The organism is Stenotrophomonas sp. YJH_SMC_91 (genome assembly GCF_059368495.1).
In genome coordinates this window covers 27,356-47,845 of sequence record NZ_JCAFRT010000004.1, presented here as the reverse complement: position 1 = coordinate 47,845, position 20,490 = coordinate 27,356, and the positions used below count along the sequence as shown (strand labels likewise).

The 20,490-nt window shown below is 66.8% G+C and carries 25 protein-coding genes; 8 read left to right on the top strand and 17 right to left on the bottom strand.

Going from position 1 to position 20,490, the window contains the following annotated elements:
* Positions 1-46 precede the first annotated feature (46 nt).
* On the top strand, positions 47-1,276 hold the full coding sequence (locus tag AC5P5X_RS07330; protein ID WP_005408530.1) for a DUF819 family protein: 1,230 nt from the start codon (positions 47-49) through the stop codon (positions 1,274-1,276).
* 71 nt (positions 1,277-1,347) lie between these two features.
* Here AC5P5X_RS07330 and AC5P5X_RS07325 read toward each other — a convergent pair whose 3' ends face one another.
* Genes AC5P5X_RS07325 through AC5P5X_RS07305 form a run of 5 tightly spaced genes read right to left on the bottom strand, consistent with a single transcriptional unit; the run spans position 1,348 to position 4,371 of the window.
* On the bottom strand, positions 1,348-1,827 hold the full coding sequence (locus AC5P5X_RS07325) for a hypothetical protein (RefSeq protein WP_005408531.1): 480 nt from the start codon (positions 1,825-1,827) through the stop codon (positions 1,348-1,350).
* Between the two features lie 46 nt (positions 1,828-1,873).
* Positions 1,874-2,134, bottom strand: coding sequence for a cell division topological specificity factor MinE (minE, locus tag AC5P5X_RS07320; RefSeq protein WP_005408532.1), 261 nt, complete (start codon positions 2,132-2,134; stop codon positions 1,874-1,876).
* Positions 2,135-2,136: 2 nt separating this feature from the next.
* Positions 2,137-2,946, bottom strand: a complete 810-nt coding sequence (minD, locus tag AC5P5X_RS07315; protein ID WP_005408533.1) for a septum site-determining protein MinD — start codon at positions 2,944-2,946, stop codon at positions 2,137-2,139.
* 37 nt (positions 2,947-2,983) lie between these two features.
* Positions 2,984-3,829, bottom strand: coding sequence for a septum site-determining protein MinC (gene minC / locus AC5P5X_RS07310; protein ID WP_099498120.1), 846 nt, complete (start codon positions 3,827-3,829; stop codon positions 2,984-2,986).
* Positions 3,775-4,371 carry a GNAT family N-acetyltransferase gene (locus tag AC5P5X_RS07305; RefSeq protein WP_005408535.1) on the bottom strand — a complete coding sequence of 199 codons (597 nt, stop codon included), beginning with the start codon at positions 4,369-4,371 and terminating at the stop codon, positions 3,775-3,777. The genes minC and AC5P5X_RS07305 overlap by 55 nt, the downstream gene beginning before the upstream one ends.
* Before the next feature lie 150 nt (positions 4,372-4,521).
* Here AC5P5X_RS07305 and AC5P5X_RS07300 point away from each other — a divergent pair, with 150 nt between their 5' ends.
* The 4 genes from AC5P5X_RS07300 to AC5P5X_RS07285 all read left to right on the top strand — a co-directional run bounded on the left by AC5P5X_RS07300 (position 4,522) and on the right by AC5P5X_RS07285 (position 8,142).
* Positions 4,522-5,718 (top strand): sensor histidine kinase, encoded by a 1,197-nt coding sequence (locus AC5P5X_RS07300; RefSeq protein ID WP_495215942.1) that lies wholly within the window; start codon positions 4,522-4,524, stop codon positions 5,716-5,718.
* On the top strand, positions 5,718-6,359 hold the full coding sequence (locus tag AC5P5X_RS07295) for a response regulator (protein WP_005408537.1): 642 nt from the start codon (positions 5,718-5,720) through the stop codon (positions 6,357-6,359). Before AC5P5X_RS07300 ends, AC5P5X_RS07295 begins: the two co-directional genes overlap by 1 nt.
* Before the next feature lie 234 nt (positions 6,360-6,593).
* The gene (locus AC5P5X_RS07290) at positions 6,594-7,667 is read left to right on the top strand and encodes a polyketide cyclase (protein WP_005408538.1); all 1,074 of its coding nucleotides are present in this window, start codon (positions 6,594-6,596) and stop codon (positions 7,665-7,667) included.
* A gap of 103 nt (positions 7,668-7,770) precedes the next feature.
* Positions 7,771-8,142 (top strand): DUF423 domain-containing protein, encoded by a 372-nt coding sequence (locus AC5P5X_RS07285; protein WP_005408539.1) that lies wholly within the window; start codon positions 7,771-7,773, stop codon positions 8,140-8,142.
* A 368-nt stretch (positions 8,143-8,510) separates the two neighbouring features.
* On the opposite strand, the gene AC5P5X_RS07280 is transcribed toward AC5P5X_RS07285, so the two are convergent.
* From AC5P5X_RS07280 to AC5P5X_RS07260, 5 genes are read right to left on the bottom strand one after another with little or no spacing between them, the layout of a single operon-like run.
* On the bottom strand, positions 8,511-9,320 hold the full coding sequence (locus AC5P5X_RS07280; RefSeq protein WP_099484789.1) for a M15 family metallopeptidase: 810 nt from the start codon (positions 9,318-9,320) through the stop codon (positions 8,511-8,513).
* Positions 9,321-9,329: 9 nt separating this feature from the next.
* Positions 9,330-9,923 carry a PH domain-containing protein gene (locus AC5P5X_RS07275; protein WP_024956285.1) on the bottom strand — a complete coding sequence of 198 codons (594 nt, stop codon included), beginning with the start codon at positions 9,921-9,923 and terminating at the stop codon, positions 9,330-9,332.
* 3 nt (positions 9,924-9,926) lie between these two features.
* A complete protein-coding gene (locus AC5P5X_RS07270; protein WP_005412614.1) occupies positions 9,927-10,106 on the bottom strand; it encodes a DUF4177 domain-containing protein in 180 nt (59 codons plus the stop codon).
* Entirely contained in the window at positions 10,103-10,282 is a 180-nt protein-coding gene (locus AC5P5X_RS07265; RefSeq protein WP_049404701.1) for a type II toxin-antitoxin system antitoxin, read from the bottom strand. Before AC5P5X_RS07265 ends, AC5P5X_RS07270 begins: the two co-directional genes overlap by 4 nt.
* A gap of 45 nt (positions 10,283-10,327) precedes the next feature.
* Positions 10,328-11,209: an SPFH domain-containing protein gene (locus AC5P5X_RS07260; protein WP_005412616.1), complete on the bottom strand. Its 882-nt coding sequence runs from the start codon at positions 11,207-11,209 to the stop codon at positions 10,328-10,330.
* Positions 11,210-11,346: 137 nt separating this feature from the next.
* Between AC5P5X_RS07260 and purT the strand changes: the two genes are divergently transcribed.
* A complete protein-coding gene (gene purT, locus AC5P5X_RS07255) occupies positions 11,347-12,534 on the top strand; it encodes a formate-dependent phosphoribosylglycinamide formyltransferase (RefSeq protein WP_111189235.1) in 1,188 nt (395 codons plus the stop codon).
* A 72-nt stretch (positions 12,535-12,606) separates the two neighbouring features.
* On the opposite strand, the gene AC5P5X_RS07250 is transcribed toward purT, so the two are convergent.
* Together AC5P5X_RS07250 and AC5P5X_RS07245 are read right to left on the bottom strand one after the other, a co-directional pair.
* Positions 12,607-13,821, bottom strand: coding sequence for an endonuclease/exonuclease/phosphatase family protein (locus AC5P5X_RS07250; RefSeq protein ID WP_005412618.1), 1,215 nt, complete (start codon positions 13,819-13,821; stop codon positions 12,607-12,609).
* A 38-nt stretch (positions 13,822-13,859) separates the two neighbouring features.
* Positions 13,860-14,615 (bottom strand): arginyltransferase, encoded by a 756-nt coding sequence (locus AC5P5X_RS07245; RefSeq protein ID WP_005408547.1) that lies wholly within the window; start codon positions 14,613-14,615, stop codon positions 13,860-13,862.
* A gap of 156 nt (positions 14,616-14,771) precedes the next feature.
* Between AC5P5X_RS07245 and AC5P5X_RS07240 the strand changes: the two genes are divergently transcribed.
* A complete protein-coding gene (locus AC5P5X_RS07240; protein WP_005412620.1) occupies positions 14,772-15,332 on the top strand; it encodes an EF-hand domain-containing protein in 561 nt (186 codons plus the stop codon).
* Positions 15,333-15,383: 51 nt separating this feature from the next.
* Here AC5P5X_RS07240 and AC5P5X_RS07235 read toward each other — a convergent pair whose 3' ends face one another.
* The 4 genes from AC5P5X_RS07235 to AC5P5X_RS07220 form a co-directional block, all read right to left on the bottom strand.
* On the bottom strand, positions 15,384-16,601 hold the full coding sequence (locus AC5P5X_RS07235; protein ID WP_111189236.1) for an RNA polymerase sigma factor: 1,218 nt from the start codon (positions 16,599-16,601) through the stop codon (positions 15,384-15,386).
* Between the two features lie 208 nt (positions 16,602-16,809).
* Positions 16,810-17,319 (bottom strand): hypothetical protein, encoded by a 510-nt coding sequence (locus AC5P5X_RS07230; RefSeq protein WP_059033561.1) that lies wholly within the window; start codon positions 17,317-17,319, stop codon positions 16,810-16,812.
* A 4-nt stretch (positions 17,320-17,323) separates the two neighbouring features.
* Positions 17,324-18,244: an acyl-CoA thioesterase II gene (tesB, locus tag AC5P5X_RS07225; protein ID WP_005408551.1), complete on the bottom strand. Its 921-nt coding sequence runs from the start codon at positions 18,242-18,244 to the stop codon at positions 17,324-17,326.
* Between the two features lie 127 nt (positions 18,245-18,371).
* Positions 18,372-19,148 (bottom strand): enoyl-CoA hydratase/isomerase family protein, encoded by a 777-nt coding sequence (locus AC5P5X_RS07220; RefSeq protein WP_062606725.1) that lies wholly within the window; start codon positions 19,146-19,148, stop codon positions 18,372-18,374.
* A gap of 34 nt (positions 19,149-19,182) precedes the next feature.
* Here AC5P5X_RS07220 and AC5P5X_RS07215 point away from each other — a divergent pair, with 34 nt between their 5' ends.
* Positions 19,183-19,629, top strand: a complete 447-nt coding sequence (locus AC5P5X_RS07215; protein ID WP_111189237.1) for a copper chaperone PCu(A)C — start codon at positions 19,183-19,185, stop codon at positions 19,627-19,629.
* Between the two features lie 72 nt (positions 19,630-19,701).
* On the opposite strand, the gene AC5P5X_RS07210 is transcribed toward AC5P5X_RS07215, so the two are convergent.
* On the bottom strand, positions 19,702-20,427 hold the full coding sequence (locus AC5P5X_RS07210) for a hypothetical protein (RefSeq protein ID WP_005412626.1): 726 nt from the start codon (positions 20,425-20,427) through the stop codon (positions 19,702-19,704).
* Positions 20,428-20,490 lie beyond the last annotated feature (63 nt).

The window sequence follows — 20,490 nt, the reverse complement described above, 5'->3', positions numbered from 1 at the left end:
CGCCAACAGCAGCCGGCCAGCGGCCGGCTCTACCCAGAGCACCTGCATGATCCAGAACGACATCGTCGTCTTCGGTTTGATCGCCGCCACCCTTGGCGCCGTGTTCTGGACCGCTTCGCGCGAGCAGGGCCTGTGGAAGCGCTTCTACACGTTCGTGCCGGCGCTGCTGCTGTGCTACCTGATTCCCGGCATCTACAACACCGTCGGCCTGATCGATGGCCAGAACACCAAGCTCTACAACCCGATCGCCCGCGACATCCTGCTGCCGGCAGCGCTGATCCTGCTGACCCTGGCGGTGGACATCAAGGGCATCCTGCGGCTGGGCCCGAAGCTGGTGCTGATGTACCTGGGCGCCTCGGCCAGCATCATGCTCGGTGCGGTGGTGGCGTTCCTGGCGATGCGCGCGCTGCATCCGGAGACCGTGGCCGGTGACACCTGGGCCGGCATGGCCGCATTGGCAGGCAGCTGGATTGGCGGCGGTGCCAACATGCTGGCGATGCGCGAAGTATTCGACGTCAATGCGACCACGTTCGGCCAGTTCGCGGTGGTCGATGTCGGTGTCGGCTACGTGTGGATGGCCGCACTGATCTTCCTGGCGGGGCGGGCAGCGAAGATCGACGCGCGCAGTGGCGCCGATACCTCGGCCATCGATGAACTGAAGGAGCGCATCGCGCGCTTCCAGGCCGAACATGAGCGCATTCCCAGCCTCACCGACCTGATGCTGATCGTGGCGGTGGCCTTCGGCGGCGTGGGCCTCTCGCACGCCATCGGCGCGCCGCTGGCAGCCTGGTTCAAGGCCAACGTCAGCTGGGCCTCGCAGTTCAGCCTGGACGCGCCGTTCGTGTGGGTGGTGGTGCTGTCGACCACGCTGGGCCTGAGCCTGAGCTTCACCCGTGCGCGCACGCTGGAAGGCGCGGGCGCATCGCGCCTGGGCTCGCTGCTGCTGTACTTCCTGATCGCCTGCATCGGCATGCAGATGGATCTGCTGGCGCTGCTGGATCGCCCGTGGCTGTTCCTGCTCGGCCTGATCTGGATTGCCGTGCACATCGTGCTGCTGTGGTGCCTGGGCAAGCTGCTGAAGGTGCCGTTCTTCTATTTCGCCATCGGTTCGCAGTCGAACATCGGTGGACCGGCCTCGGCGCCGGTGGTGGCCGCGGCGTTCCATCCGGCACTGGCGCCGGTGGGCGTGCTGCTGGGCACGATGGGCTATGCCACCGGCACGTACCTGGCCTACATCGTCGGCATCACTCTGCGCGCGCTGGCAGGGCAGGGCTGATACGGCGATGGGGTGATGGGGTCAGATCCCTTTTGCGACGCAAAAGGGATCTGACCCCGGTTCCCGGTGAATCACGCCACTGGCAACCCGCGTTCGACCAGCCACGCCTTCGCGTCTTCGGCGTCCTGCTCGAACCACGCCTGTGTCGACCCCAGCCGATACGTGTACCCCCAGGCATCCATGTCGGCCATCAACCGCGCACTGCCAACACCAGGCAGCTGTCCGGCCAGCACGATCTGCAGGTAGCAGGTGGCATCTTCCTCGGCCACCGAATCGGTAGCGTCGGTGTGCACCTGCGCGCGCCGCTCCGGCGGCAATACGATCAGGTGGCAGGCTTCATGCAGCATCGAATGCACCGGGGTGTCATCGCGCACATAGACATTGCTGGCGATGATGCCCGCCTCGGGCTCGCCCCAGTAGCTGCCGGGAATCGGTTCGCCTGCGGCCACGTGGTGCAGGCGAAGGCCATGCGCGGCGAGCAGGCACTGCGCGTCGGCGAAGGCGATGTCGCCCACGCAGGTGATGTCCACGGCGGTTGTCGTATCGGTCATGCAGGTCACGCGGCCCCGCCCATGCAGGCACGGGCGGGGCGGGGCATCAGGGTTTGTCCGGGCCTTCAGGCAGCGCCACGGAGATGTCCAGCACATCGTGCTGGCCATCCTTCACCAGGTCGACCTTGACCGCATCGACGTCGATGTTCACGTACTTCTTGATCACTTCCAGCAGCTCGCGCTGCAGCAGCGGCAGGTAGTCCGGGCCACCGCGGTGGCTGCGTTCCTGCGCGATGATGATCTGCAGGCGGTTCTTTGCGGTTTCGGCGGTGGTCTTCTTCGCTTTGAGGAAATCGAACAGGCCCATGCTTACCCTCCGAACAGCTTGCTGAAGAAGCCCTTCTTCTCGACGCTGGTGAAGCGCATCGGGCGATCTTCGCCAAGGATGCGCGCGACGGCGTCGTCATACGCCTGGCCGGCAGCGGATTCGACATCCAGGATCACCGGTTCGCCCTTGTTGGAGGCATTGAGCACGTCGCCCGATTCGGGGATCACGCCGATGGCCTTCAGCCCCAGCACTTCCTCGACGTCGGCGATGCTCAGCATCTCGCCGGTTTCCACGCGCAGCGGGGTGTAGCGGGTCAGCAGCAGGAAGGCAGGCACGTTCTGGCCGGATTCGGCCTTGTGGGTCTTCGAGTCCAGCAGGCCGATGATGCGGTCGGAGTCGCGCACCGAGGACACTTCCGGGTTCACCACCACCACGGCGCGGTCGGCGAAGTACATCGCCAGGAATGCTCCCTTTTCGATGCCGGCCGGCGAGTCGCAGATGATGTAATCGAAGCCATCGGCGGCCAGGTCCTTCAGGACCTTGCCCACGCCTTCCTGGGTCAGTGCGTCCTTGTCGCGGGTCTGCGAGGCGGCCAACACATACAGGTTGTCGAAGCGCTTGTCCTTGATCAGGGCCTGCTTGAGGGTGGCTTCGCCATGCACGACGTTGACGAAGTCGTACACCACGCGGCGTTCGCACCCCATGATCAGGTCGAGGTTGCGCAGGCCGACGTCGAAGTCGATCACCGCCACCTTCTTGCCGCGCCGCGCCAGGCCACAGGCCAGGCTCGCGCTGGAAGTGGTCTTGCCCACGCCGCCCTTGCCGGAGGTGACTACGATGATTTCAGCCAAAGGACTTCTCCTGGTTCTGCATTAGTTTGGGGCTGCGTCAGTCCAGCGCAGCGATCTTGATCTGGTCCTGTTCCAGCCACACCTGCACGGCCTTGCCGCGCAGGTTGTCCGGAACATCGTCCAGTACCTTGTAGTGGCCTGCAATGGCCACCAGTTCCGCATGGAAATCACGGCAGAAGATGCGTGCCGCGGTGTTGCCCTGGGCCCCTGCCAGCGCGCGGCCGCGTAGGGTGCCGTAGATATGGATGCTGCCATCGGCGATGACCTCGGCGCCGGCGCCGACGGTGGCCATCACGGTCAGGTCGCAGTTCTCCGCGTACAGCTGCTGGCCCGAACGCACGTTGCCCAGCTGCATGCGGCCCGGCTGCGGCGCGGCTGCATCGGCGATCTTGGCTACCGGTGCGGCCGGGGCTGGCTTCGGTTCGGCGCGCGCGGCGCGGCGCGGTTCCGGCGCGGACGGCGGCGGAGCCGCTTCGGCCTCGGCACGTTCGTACTGGGCGCGGAACTTGGCCAGCAGCGGCAGGCCGAGCTGCTGCGAGAGCAGGTCGACCGCGCTGGTGCCATAAGCCAGCGCCACCGGCAGCACGCCGGCGCTGCGCAGGCCATCGACCAGCGCCTGTGCGGTGGCCACGTCCGGAACCTGGCTCAGGCCGCCGAAATCGAGGATCACCGCCGCGCGGCCGAACAGCTTCGGCGCACGGGTCACGCGCTCGCGCATTTCCTGCACGAGGCGTTCGACATCAAGGGTACGGATGCGAAGGTTGGCGATGCCCACCTGGCCGATCTTCAGTTCACCGGCCTGTTCGTAATCGAAATTCACCGCCACGCTCAGGTCCCCGTCGGCCGCTGTGCCTGCGCCGGCAGCTGCCGGGCGCGTGTCCATGCCACATCCGGCAGCTTGCCGCCGTAGGTCTCCTGGACCCACGGGTAGCTGCACAGTTCCTTGGCCAGCATGCTGGCACGCACATCGACCTGGGCCATGGTGTTCTGGCCCAGCTCGCGGAAGCCGAAGCTGCCGTGGAAGAGCAGGGCGGCATCGGCGCCGTGGTCGAGGAAGACTTCGCAGGTCATCTGCGGGTAGCGCAGCTCGGCAAAGCTCTGCGCGTCGGCATAGAACGCACGGCCGACGCCACCGCCGCGGCGGCGGCTGGCGACCACGATGCGGTCGATGTAGAAGAAGGGGGTGTCCAGCTGCTGCTTGAACCAGGCGAAGTTGCTGCTGTCGTGCTGGCTGTCGCTGCCGAAGCCGATCAGGAAGCCGGCCAGGTTGCCGTCGCGCTCGGCGACGCGGAAATACTCAGCGGTTTCATAGAACAGGCGCAGGCGGGCCGCATCCAGGGGAAGGATGGCCAGGCCAGCGTTGTTGTTCAAAGCCAGGACGGAATCGAGCTCGTGCTCGCGCACGTCGCGGATGACAATCGACATTGTGACTCCGTGGGGTAACGCGGTTGGTCCATCAAGGGACCCTGCGCACGATTATTGCATGCCCGGGGTGGGCTGCGGCATGAACAGGCGACCGGGCAGGCATGACTTCCGTGGGGTGCGGTGTGCAGGCCGGGCCCGTAGAGTGCTGGCATGTTGGGAGTCCTCAGCCATACCCGCGTCCTTCGCCTGGCCGGCCTGTTCACCTGGGTCATGGTCGGTCTGCCCCTGGCGTACTCGCAGTTCGAGAACCTGCACAGCCGCGGTGACATGGGCGGCTGGGCGGTCCTGCTGTTCGTCGCCTACCTGTCCTTCGGCACCTCCTATTACTGGCTGACCCGCATCCTGCGCAGCGACAGCCCCACCAGCTGGCTGGACCGCGGCCTGCTGCTGCTGCTGACGATTTCGGCGCTGGGCGTCAGCTTCCTCAGCGGCTCGGGCCTGGGCAGCATCCTGATGATGGTGGCCGCCGGGGTCATCCCGTGGATGCTGTCGGTGCGGCTGGGCGTGCTGTGGCTGCTGGTCAGCCAACTGGCGGTGGCCCCGGTCTACTACTTGCTGCTGCGCTTCCCGTTGTTCGAAGCGGTGATGCAGTCGCTGCTGTACGGCGGCTTTTCCATGTTCATCTTCGTGACCAGCCTGGTTGCCCGGCAGCAGACCGAGGCGCGCGACGAACAGCGCCGGCTCAATTCAGAGTTGCGTGCCACCCGCGCCTTGCTTGCCGAGAGTGCCCGCGTCAATGAGCGCACCCGCATCTCGCGCGAGCTGCATGACCTGCTGGGCCACCAGCTGACCGCGCTGACCCTGAACCTGGAAGTGGCCGGGCACCTGGCCGAACGGCAGGCGCTGGAGCACGTGAAGCGCTCCCACACCTTGGCCAAACTGCTGCTGGGCAACGTGCGCGAGGTGGTCAGCCAGCTGCGCGAGACCGGTGCGATCGACCTGGCCGCGGCGCTGCGCCCGCTGACCGAGAACGTGCCCTCGCTGGACATCCAGCTGGAGATCGAGGATCCGCTGAACGTGGAAGATCCCCAGCGGGCCCACGTCCTGCTGCGCTGCACGCAGGAGATCATCACCAACGCGGTGCGCCACGCCGGTGCGCGCCACCTGTGGATCAAGGTGTACCGTGAAGCCCCGGACCGGGTGGTGGTGGAGGCCCGCGACGACGGTGTCGGCGCGGACATGGTCAATGTGGGCAATGGCTTGCGCGGCATGCGCGAGCGCCTGCAACAATGTGGTGGCCAGCTGCAGATCGAGACCCGTCCCGGTGAAGGCTTCCGCCTGCGGGCAACGGTGCCGGCAACGGTGCTGGTGGCCGCCCTTACCAAGGTTCCTGAAGGAGTACGTTGATGATTCGCGTCTGCCTGGTCGATGACCAAACCCTGGTGCGGCAGGGAATCCGCTCCCTGCTGGCGCTCGACGATGGCATCGAGGTGGTGGCCGAGGCCGGCGATGGCCGGCAGGCGGTCGAGCTGATCCCGCAGGTGCGCCCCGACGTGGTCCTGATGGACATGCGCATGCCGGTGATGTCCGGACTGGAAGCGCTGCAGGTGCTGTCGCGGCAGGAACAGCTGCCGCCGACCATCATCCTCACCACCTTCGATGACGATCAGCTGGTGCTGGCTGGCCTCAAGGCCGGTGCCAAGGGTTACCTGCTCAAGGATGTGACCCTGGCACAGCTGGTCGGTGCCATCCGTACCGTGGCCGAGGGTGGTTCGCTGGTACAGCCGGCGGTGACCCAGCGCCTGTTGTCGGGCCTGGAGCACATGCGCAACGAGTTCGTCAGCCTGGACCGCCCGGACCCGCTGACCGACCGCGAGACCGAGATCCTGCGGCTGATGGCCAGCGGCTTCTCCAACAAGGAGATCGCCAACTCGCTGGGCGTGGCCGAGGGCACCATCAAGAACCACGTGTCCAACATCCTCTCCAAGCTGGGTGTGCGCGACCGTACGCGCGCGGTACTGAAGGCGTTCGAACTCCAACTGGTCTGAGGAAAATCGTTTCGGTACAAAGACTTGGGTGGTGGCAGGGTGTTCCGGCCAAGGTGCCCCCCTACTTGCCGGGCAGCGGTATGCGTTACCCTTCGAATTCTTTGTCCATACAAATACGCAGCCGGCAGGGAAACCGGTGCGCCAATCCCGATAAACAATGCCCGCGAAGCCTGCTAGGATTGGCGCTTCGCTTCAATCAACCCGGCCGTGGGATCGGCCCCGGAGACTCTCTGAATGACCCGTATTATCGAGTTCCTGATCGCCTTGGGGATCGTGGCTGGCCTGTTCGTCATCATTGGCGTATGTCTGCCGGGCGAGCGTCACATCACCGAAAGCATCGAGACCAACCGCAAGATGACGATCGTGTACGACACGGTCAGCAGCCTGCGCCGCTTCAAGGACTGGAACCCGCTGGTACTGCGCGATCCCGCCGTTGAACTGAAGCTGTCCGGCCCGGCCTCCGGCAAGGGTGCCACCCTGGACTTCACCTCCAAGGACCTGGGCACCGGCTCCTGGAAGATCACCGACGCCGAAGAGAACAAGCGCGTTGCGATCGCCATCGAAGACGCCACCAAGGGTCACGACAAGGTCACCACCTTCACCCTGGAGCCGACCGGCAAGGGTGGCCGCAACGTGAAGATCACCCAGGACTACTCGGTGAAGTACGGCTTCGACCTGTTCGGCCGTTATGCAGGCCTGTATGTCAGCCGCCAGATCGGCGACGACATCAAGATGGGCCTGTCGCGCATGGCCAACATGCTGGCTACCGTCCCGAACGTCGACTACCGCACGCCGGAAGCCCCGCTGACCGATCTGGCCATCGTCGATGTGCCGGCTGAGGATCTGCTGGTCGTCAACGCCGGTAACGTGGACCGCGGTCAGGACACGATCACCAAGTCCATCAAGGACAACCAGGAGTGGATCAAGCGCGTGATGGAGGCCAATGGCCTTGAAGCCGCCGGTCCGTTCCGCATCATCACCACCGACTTCGGCCAGGAGAAGTACGCCTTCGACATCGCCCAGCCGGTGAAGAAGAAGGGTGCTGAAGGTGCCACCGCTGAAGCCCTGACCGTCAAGATCGACGGTGGCGCTCCGGTGAAGTATGTGCACGTGGCTCCGCACCGCTCGGCACATGCGGCCTACACCGGCCACATGGCGGGTCTGGACGTTGCCCGCAACGGCCTGCGCGCCTGGGCTGTGACCTCCGGCAACGAAGTGATCGACCGTCCGTACGAAACCTGGAAGGATGGCATCGACAAGTCGTTCACCCCGGAAGGTACCTACGACATTTACTGGGCCGTCAAGTAAGCCTCGGCTGACCCATGTAGTGTTGGACACGAAAACGCGCCGCTCATTGCGGCGCGTTTTTTTTCATCTGGCGCCCGGAAAGGGCGCTGTGCAAGGAGCCCCCATGTTCAACCTGGAACGTCGCGCACGTAAGCCTTCCCTGCTGGCCTGCCTTGGTGCGCTGCTGGCGGCGGCCTCGATCGGCCTGTCCGCCTACGCATCGCACGGTGTGGCCGACCCGCTGGCGCAGCAGCACCTGAACATGGCGGCACTGTATGCGTTCGCGCATGGCGCGGTGCTGGTGGCGCTTGGCCCGCGTGCGCAGGGGGCGACCGCGCACCTGGCGCTGTACGTGCTGCTGCTGGGCGTGTTGCTGTTTTCCGGCAGCCTGGTGGGCGGCGCCTTGTGGCAGTGGCCGACGCGGATGGCGCCGATCGGGGGCACCAGCATGATGGCCGGGTGGGTGTTGCTGGCGATCAATGCGTTGAGGCGGTGACTGAGTCGAGGTTGTTTCTTCGATCCATGCTGATGCGATCTGCACCGTCCATGGGCGTTACTTTTCTTTTCGCGCGAAAAGAAAAGTAACCAAAAGAAACGCGCCGCCGGCCGCGAGCCGGTGCTGCGCACCGGTCCCCTGCGCTCCTCGGCCCGTCGAGGGGCGGTGCGGGAACTCGCTGCGCTCAGACACCCGCACCTCTTCGCCCTCGCCGGACCTGCGGTGCTCGGCTCGCTTGAAGGCGGACCCAACAGCCGCGCGCTGATCCGTTGTAGAGGCTTCGAGCGAAGCGACCGGCTTTTGTCTTTGCTCTCTTGTTCCATCCCGCAGCCATGCGCTGACCGCTCCAGGCTTTCGCCACGAGGGGCTCAGCCGTTGGCCGGTCTCCAGCACCAGTGCCACGGTTCGTAGACGATGCCGTGCGGGTTGTCGCGCGGGTAACTCAGATGGAAGCCGTGCCCGCCGGCATGCGCCTGCAGCCACGCGAACGCGTCAGTGGTTTCGAATGATTCTTCGGCCGGGGCGTCGCCCGGTGTGCCGATGTCCAGCGCGTGGCCGCTGTGGTGTTCGCTGAAACCCGGTGCGGCATTCACCTTCAGGATCTCGGCCACGCTCAAGCCGCGCGCCAGCTTCCGTTCGAAGATGCCCAACTGGTAGGCATGGCTGCGGAAGCCGGAGATGGCGTCCAGCGCAATTCCATCCTGTGCCGCGTGCAGTCGCATCCGCCGCCAACCCTGCGCGGCGCCACGGCGCAGCCACAACGGGCGTGCGAAGCGGTCGCGACTGGCGAAGTGCAGCAGGCACGGCTCGGATTCCAGCGGCAGGCCGCTGTCGTCGGCGTAATGCTGTGGATCCAATCCCAACTGCTGAAGGCGCTGCTGTAGCCCCGCCAGCGGCAGCCACTGATCTTCCAGTCCGGCGCCGAAGGGCCGTGCAGCCGCGGCATCCAGCAGTGCCAATGCTTCCTCGACCCCGGGTTCGCGCGGCAGGCGCGGTATCAGCGAATGGACGCCGCTCGCCAGCACCGCGGCCAGATAGCGGCCATCACGCTTGCGCCGCAGCACCCAACGCGCCTGTGACAGCAGGCGTGCGTCCAGGTTGCTGCGCGCGCGCAGCAAGTCGGCGGGCCACAGCTCGATGGCCTCGGTATTGATCAGCAGGGGGGCGCGTCGTTGCATCGCCGCAGCTTACTGCCGTGGCGCCGACGCGGCCACCTTGCGCAGCGCATCGAGCAGCGCCTGCGGCCGGTCCACACTGAGCAGCAGCGTGCTGCCATCACTGACCGGCAGGGCGAGCACCCGCGCACGGTCGGTGACCAGGGCGAAGCCCTTGCCGCCTCCCTGCAGGCGAAAGTGGCCCGAGTAGAAGCCCGGCATTGAATAGCCATTGGTTTTGACACGGATGCCGTAGCGGCGGTCACGCTGCAGGTCGACCACCTCGGCCTGGTCCAGCCGCAACTGCGCCACCGGCACCCGCCGCCGGTACATCGTTGAACGGACGTCCAGCACATCGCCGGCCAGTTCCACCCGGCGGCGGAAGAAGGCCGTGCCCAGTCCAATGCCCAGCAGGGCAATCACCAGCAGGCTCCATGCCGCACTGCCGCCCATCCGGAACCAGGGCGGCGACAGCGTTACTTCGATCCAGGGTGCGCTCGCCGGTGCCTTGTACAGCTGCGCATACAGGCAGGCCACGAAGGCAGCCAGCAGCGGCAGCACGATCCAGAGCACGCGCAGCGGCGAGCTCTCGGCCACGTCAAAGGGTTTCGGGTCGCTGCCGCCCATGGTTCAGGCCTCCTTCTTGAACACCAGCATCGCCGGGCGCATCGGCGCCGGGATGATGATGTTGACCAGTTCCCAGCCCAGTTGGCCCTGGCGGCTGAGTTCGGCCTGGATGTCCTCGGGCTTGAGTACACCCATCATGGACGTCTTGACCTCGATGGTCTGGTAGCTCCAGCGCTTGCTCATTCCTTGTCCTCCGGCGATGGCTTGGGTCTCGGCAGGCGTCCTGCCTTGCGCAAGGCGTCGCGCAGTACGTATTCGATCTGCGCGTTGAGGCTGCGCAGCTCGTCGTCAGCCCAGCGCTGTGCCGCGGCCAGGACCTCGGCATTGATGCGCAGCGGATAGGCTTTCTTCTCACTCATGAAAACTCCTGGCGGGGCGGTGGGGCACCCCGTTGCGAGGATGGCTCAGTAAAGCGAACCGGCGTTGACGATCGGTTGGGTGCCGCGGTCCGAGCACAGCACGGTCAGCAGGTTGCTGACCATGTGCGCCTTGCGTTCCTCGTCCAGTTCAACCACGCCATTCTTCTGCAGTTCGGCCAGGGCCATTTCGACCATGCCGACGGCACCGGCCACGATGCGCGTGCGCGCGGCGATCACCGCGTTGGCCTGCTGACGCTGCAGCATCGCCTGGGCAATTTCAGCGGCGTAGGCCAGGTGGCTGATGCGTGCGTCGATCACCTGCACGCCGGCGTCGGCCAGACGCTCGGCCAGCTCGTTCTTCAGGTGCTGGGAAATCTCGCTGGCGTGGCTGCGCAGGGCCAGCTGGCCATCCTCGTGCTGGTCGTAGGGGTAGCTGGTGGCCATCGCGCGCAGCGCGGATTCGGACTGGATGTGCACGAAGCTCTCGTAGTCGTCCACGTTGTAGACCGCCTCGGAGGCATCGACCACCTGCCAGACGATCACCGCGGCGATCTCGATCGGGCTGCCGTCCAGCTCGTTGACCTTCAGCTTGCCGCTCTCGAAGTTGCGCACGCGCTGGCTGACCCGGCGCTTGGCGAAGAAGGGGTTGTTCCAGCGCAGGCCGTTGTCCTTCACGGTGCCCACGTACTTGCCGAACAGGCTCAGCACGGCGGCCTGGTTGGGCTGGATGGTGTACAGGCCTGCCAGGATGAACACGCCCAGCGCCACCAGCAGGGCGCCCAGCAGCATCAGCAACAGATTGGGCGAGCCGGCACTGGCCTTGGCTGCCACTCCCAGTACGAACAGGGCGGCGCCAGCGAGGGCGACGAGCAGGGCGCCGGCCAGCGTGCCGAGGCCGTTGAGGGAAGACAGCGACTTCTCTTTCATGGCGGTACGTCCTTGAGGGTTCGGAATTAAGATATCAAAGTGATATCACTTGTCGGTTACCGTTCGTCGGATGCCGTGGCCGGGGCGGTCGGCCAGCTAGAATGCCCACCCGCCTTCACATCGCTGCTGGAACCGCCATGGCCAAGCTTGGAACTCCGTTGTCCCCCTCCGCCACCCGCGTGCTGCTGCTGGGCTCGGGCGAACTCGGCAAGGAGGTGGCCATCGAGCTGCAGCGGCTGGGCGTGGAGGTGATCGCCGCCGATCGCTATGCCGATGCGCCGGCCATGCAGGTCGCGCACCGTTCGCACGTGATCGACATGCTCGACGCGATGGCCCTGCGTGCGCTGATCGCCCAGGAGCAGCCGCACCTGGTGGTGCCGGAGATCGAGGCCATCCACACCGAAACCCTGGTCCAGCTGGAACAGGAACAGGGCCTGCGGGTGATCCCAACCGCGCGCGCTGCGCGCCTGACCATGGACCGCGAAGGCATCCGCCGCCTGGCCGCCGAGACCCTGGGCCTGCCGACCTCGCCGTACCGCTTCGTCGATACCGAGGCCGAATACCGTGCTGCCGTGGCCGCCATCGGCCTGCCGTGCGTGGTCAAGCCGGTGATGTCGTCCTCGGGCAAGGGCCAGAGCACCCTGCGCAGCGAGGCGGACATCGCCCCGGCATGGGACTACGCGCAGACCGGTGGCCGTGCCGGTGCCGGCCGCTGCATCGTCGAAGGCTTCATCGATTTCGATTACGAGATCACCCTGCTGACCGTGCGCCATGCCGGCGGCACCTCGTTCTGCGCGCCGATCGGCCATCTGCAGAAGGATGGTGATTACCGCGAAAGCTGGCAGCCGCAGCCGATGTCGAGCGCGGCACTGGCGAGTGCCGAAGAGATTTCGCGCGCGATCACCGACGACCTTGGCGGCTGGGGCCTGTTCGGCGTCGAGCTGTTCGTGAAGGGTGATGAGGTGTGGTTCAGCGAAGTGTCGCCGCGCCCGCACGACACCGGCCTGGTGACGCTGGTATCGCAGGAACTGAGCGAATTCGCGCTGCATGCGCGCGCCATCCTTGGCCTGCCGATTCCGGTGATCCGCCAGAGCGGCCCGTCGGCATCGTGCGCATTGCTGGCACACGGCGAGGGCGTGCCGTACTTCAACAACGTCGCCGCCGCGCTGCAGGTGCCGGACACCGCCGTGCGCCTGTTCGGCAAGCCGAGCGTGCACGGTCATCGTCGCGTGGGCGTGACCCTGGCGCGCGCGGAAACCATCGACGAAGCACGCGCCATCGCGCGTGATGCCGCCGAAGCCATCGGCGTCGAACTGCGCCCCTGAGAAAGGAGCGACGACCAACGGTCGTCGCCTACCGAAACCCGGTGGGTACCGACCGTTGGTCGGTACGCTGCTCTACCGCACGTCCACCCACACCAGATGATGGTCGCTGCCGTCGGCGATCTTCGCTTCCGGGCTTTCATTGGCCGGCCAGAAGATACCGCTGCCGACGTATTCGAAACCGGTCGAGGGCAGCACGTAGTCCAGGCGCATGGTGCCGGACTTCGGGCCGAAGTCGCCGGTGGCGTGGAACGGTGCGCCCTTGCGCTCGATGCCCTTGGCTGCATAGGCCAGGCTGGTCTGCTCGCCGCCGACGCTGCGCGGGGTGGGGTAGCGCAGCACGCGGGCGTTCTCGATCAGTTCGACGATCGCCTCATGGCGGCCATCGCCATCGACCGGGTCATTGTTGAGGTCGCCGAGGATCACGAAGCGCGCGTCCTGCGCCAGGCCGCCGCACTGGCCCTTGTCGTCGCACAGCCACGGCTTGTCACCCTTGGACAGGTATTCCTGCCACAGGCGCAGTTCGTCGTGGTTGCGCGCCGCGTTGCGCTTCTCCGGACCGTCGAACACCGGCGGGGTCGGGTGCGAGACCAGCGCATGCACCACGCCGGCCGGGGTCTTCACCGGCACGTCCCAATGCGACTTCGACGACAGGCGCAGCTGCGACCACACGTGGTCGTTGTAGAAGCTCTGGCCGGTACGCGGATCGACCGGGCGGATCGCACCGGGCATCGCGCTCCACTTCAGAAGCTGGAAGCTGCGCACCTTGGCTTCATCGATCGGGTAGCGCGACAGCACCAGCATGCCGTACTGGCCCGGGTGCAGGCCGTAACCCCATGCATCGTTGCCGCGGCTGCGGCCTTCGCCACCGACCACGCCGTTGTTGTCCAGGTCCAGCCCGCTGGGCACGCCGGTATTGACCGGTGCCAGGTAGCGGTAGGCGAAGTGCAGCGGCTTGCCGCCGCCAGGCTGGGCCACTTCCAGGTAGCGCTTCTGGAACAGGTCGGCGGCGCGATGGGCGTCGTCGAAATCGAATTCGTTCAGCAGCACCAGGTCCGGGCGCACCTGCTGCAGCACTGCGGCGATCTTGCGCGCGTGCTCGCTGTCGCCTTCCAGTTCCTTGATCAGGCCACCGGCGTCGTCGGAGTACAGCGAGGTGTTGTAGGTGGCCAGGCGCAGCGCTGCGGACGGCTTTTCGGTCATCGCGGGGGACGTGGCGAAGGCAGGGGCGGTGGCGCCGCAGAGCAGGGCCAGGGCGAGGATCAGGGGATGGCGGCGGGTCATGTTCATGGGCCGTATTGTGCACCCGGCCCGGTGTCAGCGGTTTGTCAGCGCCCGTCCAGATCGTTGTCGAAATCGTGCCAGCGGCGGCCATCGTAGGCTTCCAGCGGATGGAAGCGACGCTTGTAGTCCATCTTCTGGTGGCCGCGGATCCAGTAGCCCAGATACACGTGCGGCAGGCCCTCGCGGCGCGCCCATTCGATCTGTTGCAGGATCGCGAAGGTGCCCAGCCCGCGCGCGGCATGGTCCGGGTCGAAGAAGGTGTAGACCGCCGACAGCCCGTGCTCGGTGACGTCGGTCACCGCCACCCCCAGCAGCTGGCTGGGCTGGCCGTCGTGGCCGGGCAGGCGCATTTCCATGAAGCGGGTGTGCGACCAGCTGCCGATCAGGAACTGCTCGAACTCGTGCGGTCCATGGTCGTCCATGCCGCCGTTGGCGTGGCGGTGGGTGAGGTAGCGGTGATACAGCGCGAACAGGTCGTCGCGAGCGGTGGCGGCGGTGATCCGCACCTCCAGGTCGGCATTGCGGGCGGCGCAGCGGCGTTGGCTGCGGTCCGGAGCGAAGCGTGCCACCGGGATCCGCACTGCGACGCAGGCCTGGCAGTGCGCGCAGTGCGGCCGATAGACCAGGTCGCCACTGCGGCGGAAGCCCCAGCTCAGTGCCAGTGGATAGAGCGCGCCGAGGCGGCGGTCGTTCGGGTCCAGCACCAGGTCGCGTGCCACCCGGTCCGACCAGTACCCGCAGGGGTGCTCGCCGGTCTGGAAAAGTCGCAGTTCGTCGTCTCTGTCGCCATGTATCGCCATGGGCACAGCATAGCCCCAGGTTGTCGCAGTGGCGGCGACTGTCCGGCGGATGAATGGAATCGGCAGTAGCGTCAACCGACGTCGCGCCCGGGCGTTGTTGTCCCCCGAGGGTGAAGTGATCACCCCGACGCTGTTCCCATCCCCAGGAGTGACCTCATGATCCGTACCCCCCTGCTGCTGGCCCTGCTGCTGGGCACCTCCGCTTCCGGTATCGCGCTCGCGGCCGACACCCCGACCACGCCCGCGCCGCGCCCGGCCAGGCTGGACACCAACGGCGACGGCGTCATCGACCGCAGCGAGGCCGCCGCCAACCCGCGCCTGGCCGCGAAGTTCGACGAGCTGGACAAGAACAAGGACGGCAAGCTCTCGCGCGATGAGCTGCCGCGCTGGCAGCATGGGCGACGTGGCCACGGCGGTGAGCGCTGGGCCAAGCTGGACGTCAACAAGGACGGCCGCATCAGCCGCGAGGAAGCCAAGGCCGATCCGCGCCTGGCCGCGCGCTTCGACCAGCTTGATCTGAACAAGGACGGCTACCTGGACAAGGCCGACCGCGAGCTGCGCATGAAGCAGCATCGTGATGCCTGGTTCGCTGCCGCCGACACCAACAAGGACGGCCAGCTGAGCAAGGCCGAGTTCGACGCCGCCAAGGGCCCGATGCACGGTGGCCCGCGCCATGGCGGTCCGCGTGATGGCGCTGCGCCGAAGCCGCAGCGCTGAGGTTCAATGCAGTGAATGACGACAACGCCGGCAGACTGCCGGCGTTGTCCGTTACAAGCGGCCGCTGCGCATCAGTGAGTACACCACCAGCGCGATGACCATCAGGTTCATGGCGATGATGCCGGTGCGGCCATACATCGATTCGAATTTCCAGTTGATCCCGCTGCGGCCGCGCCGCGCCGAATCGCGCGCGATCATCGGTGCCATCACCCGCTGCAGCGGCACCAGGCACTGGTAATTGACCACGCCCAGGCCTACCGCCAGCACCGTCAGCTGCGCCCAGACCGGCGCCTGCAGCATGACCGCCAGCAGGATCGCTAGGCACCAGAACATGCCGGTGATGATGTTGAGATAGAGGAACCGGCGCACATCGGCGCGCTCGGATGCCGTTTCGGTGTACGACATCAGGAAACGTCCGCCCAGATAGCTGCCGATCGCACCACCGACCACGCCGCCGATCACCGCCCCCCAGCTTTCGGCCGGCAGCACGTGCAGCTGGCCCAGCGTGGCAGTCAGTGAGCCCATCGCGGTGCCGCCCGCAGCGCTGGCACCGCCGAGGCCAAGCTTGCTGCCGCCGATGCCGACACCGGTGCCGAGCAGCACCGCAGCACTGGCCGTGCCGGGCGCAGCCACCAGCACCATCGACACCACGGCAGTGGCGAATGCCGCGCTCGGTGCGCTGCTGCGCGCGAACTCGCCGAAGCGCTGCAGCAGGCCGTCGCGGACCAGGGCGCGGGCACGCGACAGGCGCTTGCGCACGGCGGCGTCACTGAGCCCAAGCAGGTCGGCCACCTGCTGCGAGCGCTGGCCTTCGCGGTAGTACAGCAACAGCACTTCGCGGCTGTCGGCCGGTAACGCGGAAATGATGTCCTCGGCGGCGATCTCTTCCTCCACCCGCTGCAGGCGGTCGGCCGCGCCCGGGGCCGGGTCGGCCGCCATGCCCATCGCAACCTCGGCGGCCTCGCCGGTCAGCGGTCTGCCGCGCTGAGTGCGCAGCCAGTCGCGGGCCAGGTTGCGGGTGATCTGCCGCAGCCAGGGCAGGAAGCTGGTCGAACTGCGCAGCTGGTGCAGCTGCTGCCAGCCCTTGACGAAGGCTTCCTGGGCGATGTCCTCGCTGGCCTGGCGGTCGCGGGTGATGGCCAGCGCGATGGCGGTGACCGTGTTCTGGCAAGCCAGCACGATGCGGCCATAGGCGTGCTGGCAACCGCTGGCGGCGGCCGGCAGTTCGCGTTCCAGGGTCTGGTCGATCGATGCGGCGAACGTCGTCATGGCGGCGGCTCTCCTGCTGGGATTGTGTCCCATGACGGAGCCGCGCGCCCAATGTGACCGACTTTCTGTGCGGTAGTGCCGGCCGCTGGCCGGCATCCTCATGACAAAAAAGGGGACGGAGGGGATTAAGTCGTTTGTGCCTCAAACGACTTAATCCCCTCCGTCCCCTTTTTGTGGCTGCCGGACGGCGGCCGGCACTACCCGTGCGTCATTTCGACGGCTGGATGCGGACCCGCACTTCTTCCTCTTCCGGCGCGGCCTGCGGTGCCGGCTGTGCCTGCTGCGGCTGGGCCTGCGGGGCAGGGGCCGGTGCGACCGGTGCCGGGGCACCACGATGGCGCAGGCCGATCACCAGCGCCACGCCGGCGATCACCACCAGCAGGGCGATGCGGATGCGCCAGGCCCAGCTGCGGCCGCCGCTGCCCGGTTCCGGCGCGTCGCGGAAGGCGAACTCGGCGGTCGGGTGGTCGCGACGGGTGGTGTCGAGCAGGCGCGCCTCGCGCAGGATTTCACGCGCGCGCGGCTGGTCGTCGGCGCGCACGATCCACACCGCCGGATAGGCGTTGGCGTTGCCCAGGTCGGTATAGCTGAACTGACCGCGGCGGCGGGTCTTGTACGAGCGCCCGTTGGTCACCTTGACGTCGATGCCATGCTCGCGCAGGAGCTCGGCCACGCCTTCGACGGTTTCCACGCGCTGGCTGCTGAAGATCTGGCGCATGGGGTTACTCCTTGGCTGGCACGGCAGCGGCCGCGGCCTGGTCGGGAACGACGCGGATCAGGCCTTCCTGCGCGGTGCTGGCCACCAGCACGCCATTGCGGGTGAAGAACTGGCCGCGGGCCAGGCCACGCGAATCCTGCGCGCTGGGGCTGTCCAGCGAATACAGCAGCCAGTCGTCGGCGCGGAACGGGCGGTGGAACCAGATCGCGTGGTCGAGCGAGGCCATCTGCACGTGCGGGTGGTAGTAGCTGATACCGTGCGGGAAGGTCGCCGTGCCCAGCAGGTGGAAGTCGGAGGCGTAGGCCAGCAGCGCCTGGTGCAGCTCCGGCGCATCGCCCACCGGTTCGCTCAGGCGCAGCCATACCTGGTGGTAGGGCGGGCGCTTGGGTGGGTTCAGTTCGTCGCGCGGGTACACGTGGCGGAACTCGAACGGGCCACCGCGCGACAGCCAGCGCTGCACCTTGATCGGCAGGCGTTCGAGCACTTCCGCCGGCAGCGGACGATTCGGCTCGATGTCTTCTGGCTGTGGCACTTCGGGCATCTTGTGCTGGTGCTCGGCGCCGGTCTCGGCCTGCTGGAACGAGGCCGCGCAGAAGAAGATCACCTTGCCGTGCTGGATCGCGGTGACCCGGCGCACCGAGAAGCTGCCGCCATCGCGGGTGCGGTCCACGTCGTAGACGATCGGGTGGTCGATGTTGCCGGCGCGCAGGAAATAGGCATGCAGCGAGTGCACGTGGCGGCCATTGTCGACCGTGGCCTGCGCTGCGGCCAGCGCCTGGCCCAGCACCTGCCCGCCGAACACGTACTTGGTGCCGATGTCGCGGCTCTGCCCGCGGAACAGGTTGTCCTCCAGCCGCTCCAGCGTGAGCAGATCGATCAGCTCGGAGACGACGGGTTCGGGCGTGTCGTTCAAGGGGGCGGCCACAGCAGTGAAGAGGCCCCGATTATACCGGTGCAGGCCAGCCCATCATCGGTAGTGCCGGCCGCTGGCCGGCAACTTCATGAGCCTCCTGGGGCGCCTGCGGTTGCCGGCCAGCGGCCGGCACTACCGTTTACTTGCCCAGCCGGGCCACCAGTGCCTGCAGCGCGTTCTGCGCATCCGGGGCGAACCAGGCCTCGACGAAGCGGTCCAGCTGGATCAGGTCCGGGTGCAGCGCCTCATGCAGGTCGGCACGGGCAATCGCACGGGTCAGCAGCATCGGCTGGCGCGGCTGCTTGAGCAGGTTCTGCAGCCAGGCCACGGCACGTGCCACCACCAGGTCACCTTCAGCCAGTTCGTCGACCAGGCCGATCTGCAGCGCCTGTTCGGCCGGCACCAGCGAGCCGGTGGTCAGCAGGACGCCGGCGCGGTGCACGCCCACCGCACGGCGCAGCAGGCGCTGGATGCCCTCCGGTGCGATCAGGCCGACCTGCACTTCGTTCAGGCCGATGGCATACGGCCGCGATGGATCGGCGCTGCGCGCCATCACCCGGTAGTCGCAGCACAGGGCCAGCACGCAGCCGCCCGCCGGGGCGTGGCCGGTGATCGCCGCGACCACTGGAATGCGGCTCTCGGCCAGCGTGCGCACGGCGCCAAAGAAGGCGTTCCAGGTGTCCAACAACTTGTGCTTGTCATCGCCATGCGAGAGCAGGTGCGGCACGTCCATGCCGCCGGTGAAGACGCGCTCGCTGCCCGACAGCACGATGCCATGCGCGTCTTCGGCCATGGCCAGCTCGATGGCATGGATCAACTGCCGGCACAGTTCGGCGTCCAGTGCGTTGACCGGCGGCCGTGCCAGGCGCAGTTCGCGGATGGGGCCATGGTTGATCACCTCGATGAGCGTCGTCATGCTGCGGTCTCGTTGCGAAGAAGGAACCTGGGCGATGATAACCAAACCATTCGTTGGCGTACTGTGGGTCCTGTGTGCGACCGCAGCATCGGCCTCGGCCGCCGAACCGGCGTGCGTCACGGTGGAGCAGGGCTGGGCGCGGTTGCCTCCGAATCCGGCAATGCCGATGACCGCCGGCTACGGCGTCATCCACAATCGCTGCAGCAAGGCGGTGGCGATCACCGGCGCGACCAGCAGCAGCTTCGGTGATGTGTCGCTGCACGAGACCACGATTGTCGACGGGGTCAGCCGGATGCGCGCGATCGAGCGCCTGCCGCTGGCAGCCGGCGCGCGTGCCGAGCTCAAGCCCGGCGGCCTGCACCTGATGCTGATGCAGGGCAAGGGCGCGCTGAAGGAAGGGCAGGTGCTGCCGCTGCGGCTGCAGCTGGAAGGGGGTAGCGAAGCGAGTGCGACGTTGACCGTGCGCAAGGCTGCGAAATGACGGTCGGGTAGTGCCGGCCGCTGGCCGGCAGCACGGGCAATGCCGGCCAGCGGCCGGCACTACCAAACAGGCTTACGACCAGTCGTAAGAGAACAGCACCGTGCGGCTGACCGGCTCGTACAGCATCACGATCGCGTCGGCACCGGTGGCACACCAGTTGTAACCGGCTACGTCGGCCACGGCGAAGAATTTGTTGCCATTGCGGGTGATGATCACCGTTTCGGCATCGTCCGCAGCGTTGGGGTCATCGGCCGCCTCGGTGAAGCCCAGTTCGAAGGCTGCGGGAATCTCCGCGGTCTCGGTCCAGTTGCCGAAACCAATGGGGCCACCCAGCGTATCCAGATAATCGCGCTCGCTGGCCTCACCCTTGCCGTAGCGCGAGTAGCAGGCGAGACGGCCGTGCGTGGCATGGTAGTCGCGGGCCTTGGCGTAGCTCTCGCGCATCTGCGCGATGTGTTCCTGTGCGTCCTTGTCCTGTACCGCATCGCCGATGAAATAGCCCTCGTTGCCGAGGAAGCGCATCTGGTTGCCGGCGGTCAGTTCGAAGGCGATCCAGTTGGTGCCGGTGAAATCGTTGTGGTGTTCTTCGGTGGTCTCGCCGATGCAGCCGTCGTACGGCTCGATCGGGCACAGCATCGTTGCCACCTGGCCAGCCAGTTCCGGGCGCAGCACGCCCAGGTCGATCTTCAGCAGCGGCAGCAGGTGCTGGCCGAGCCAGGCCTGGTCGGCGGGAAAGACGTCGGTGGGGAAGGGGACCATGCCGGGCAGCAGGTCGCGCAGTTCGGTCTTGTGGATCATGTCAATCCTTTGATCAGTGTCGGTCGTGCCGGCCGCTGGCCGGCAACCTCATTGCAGCCAAAG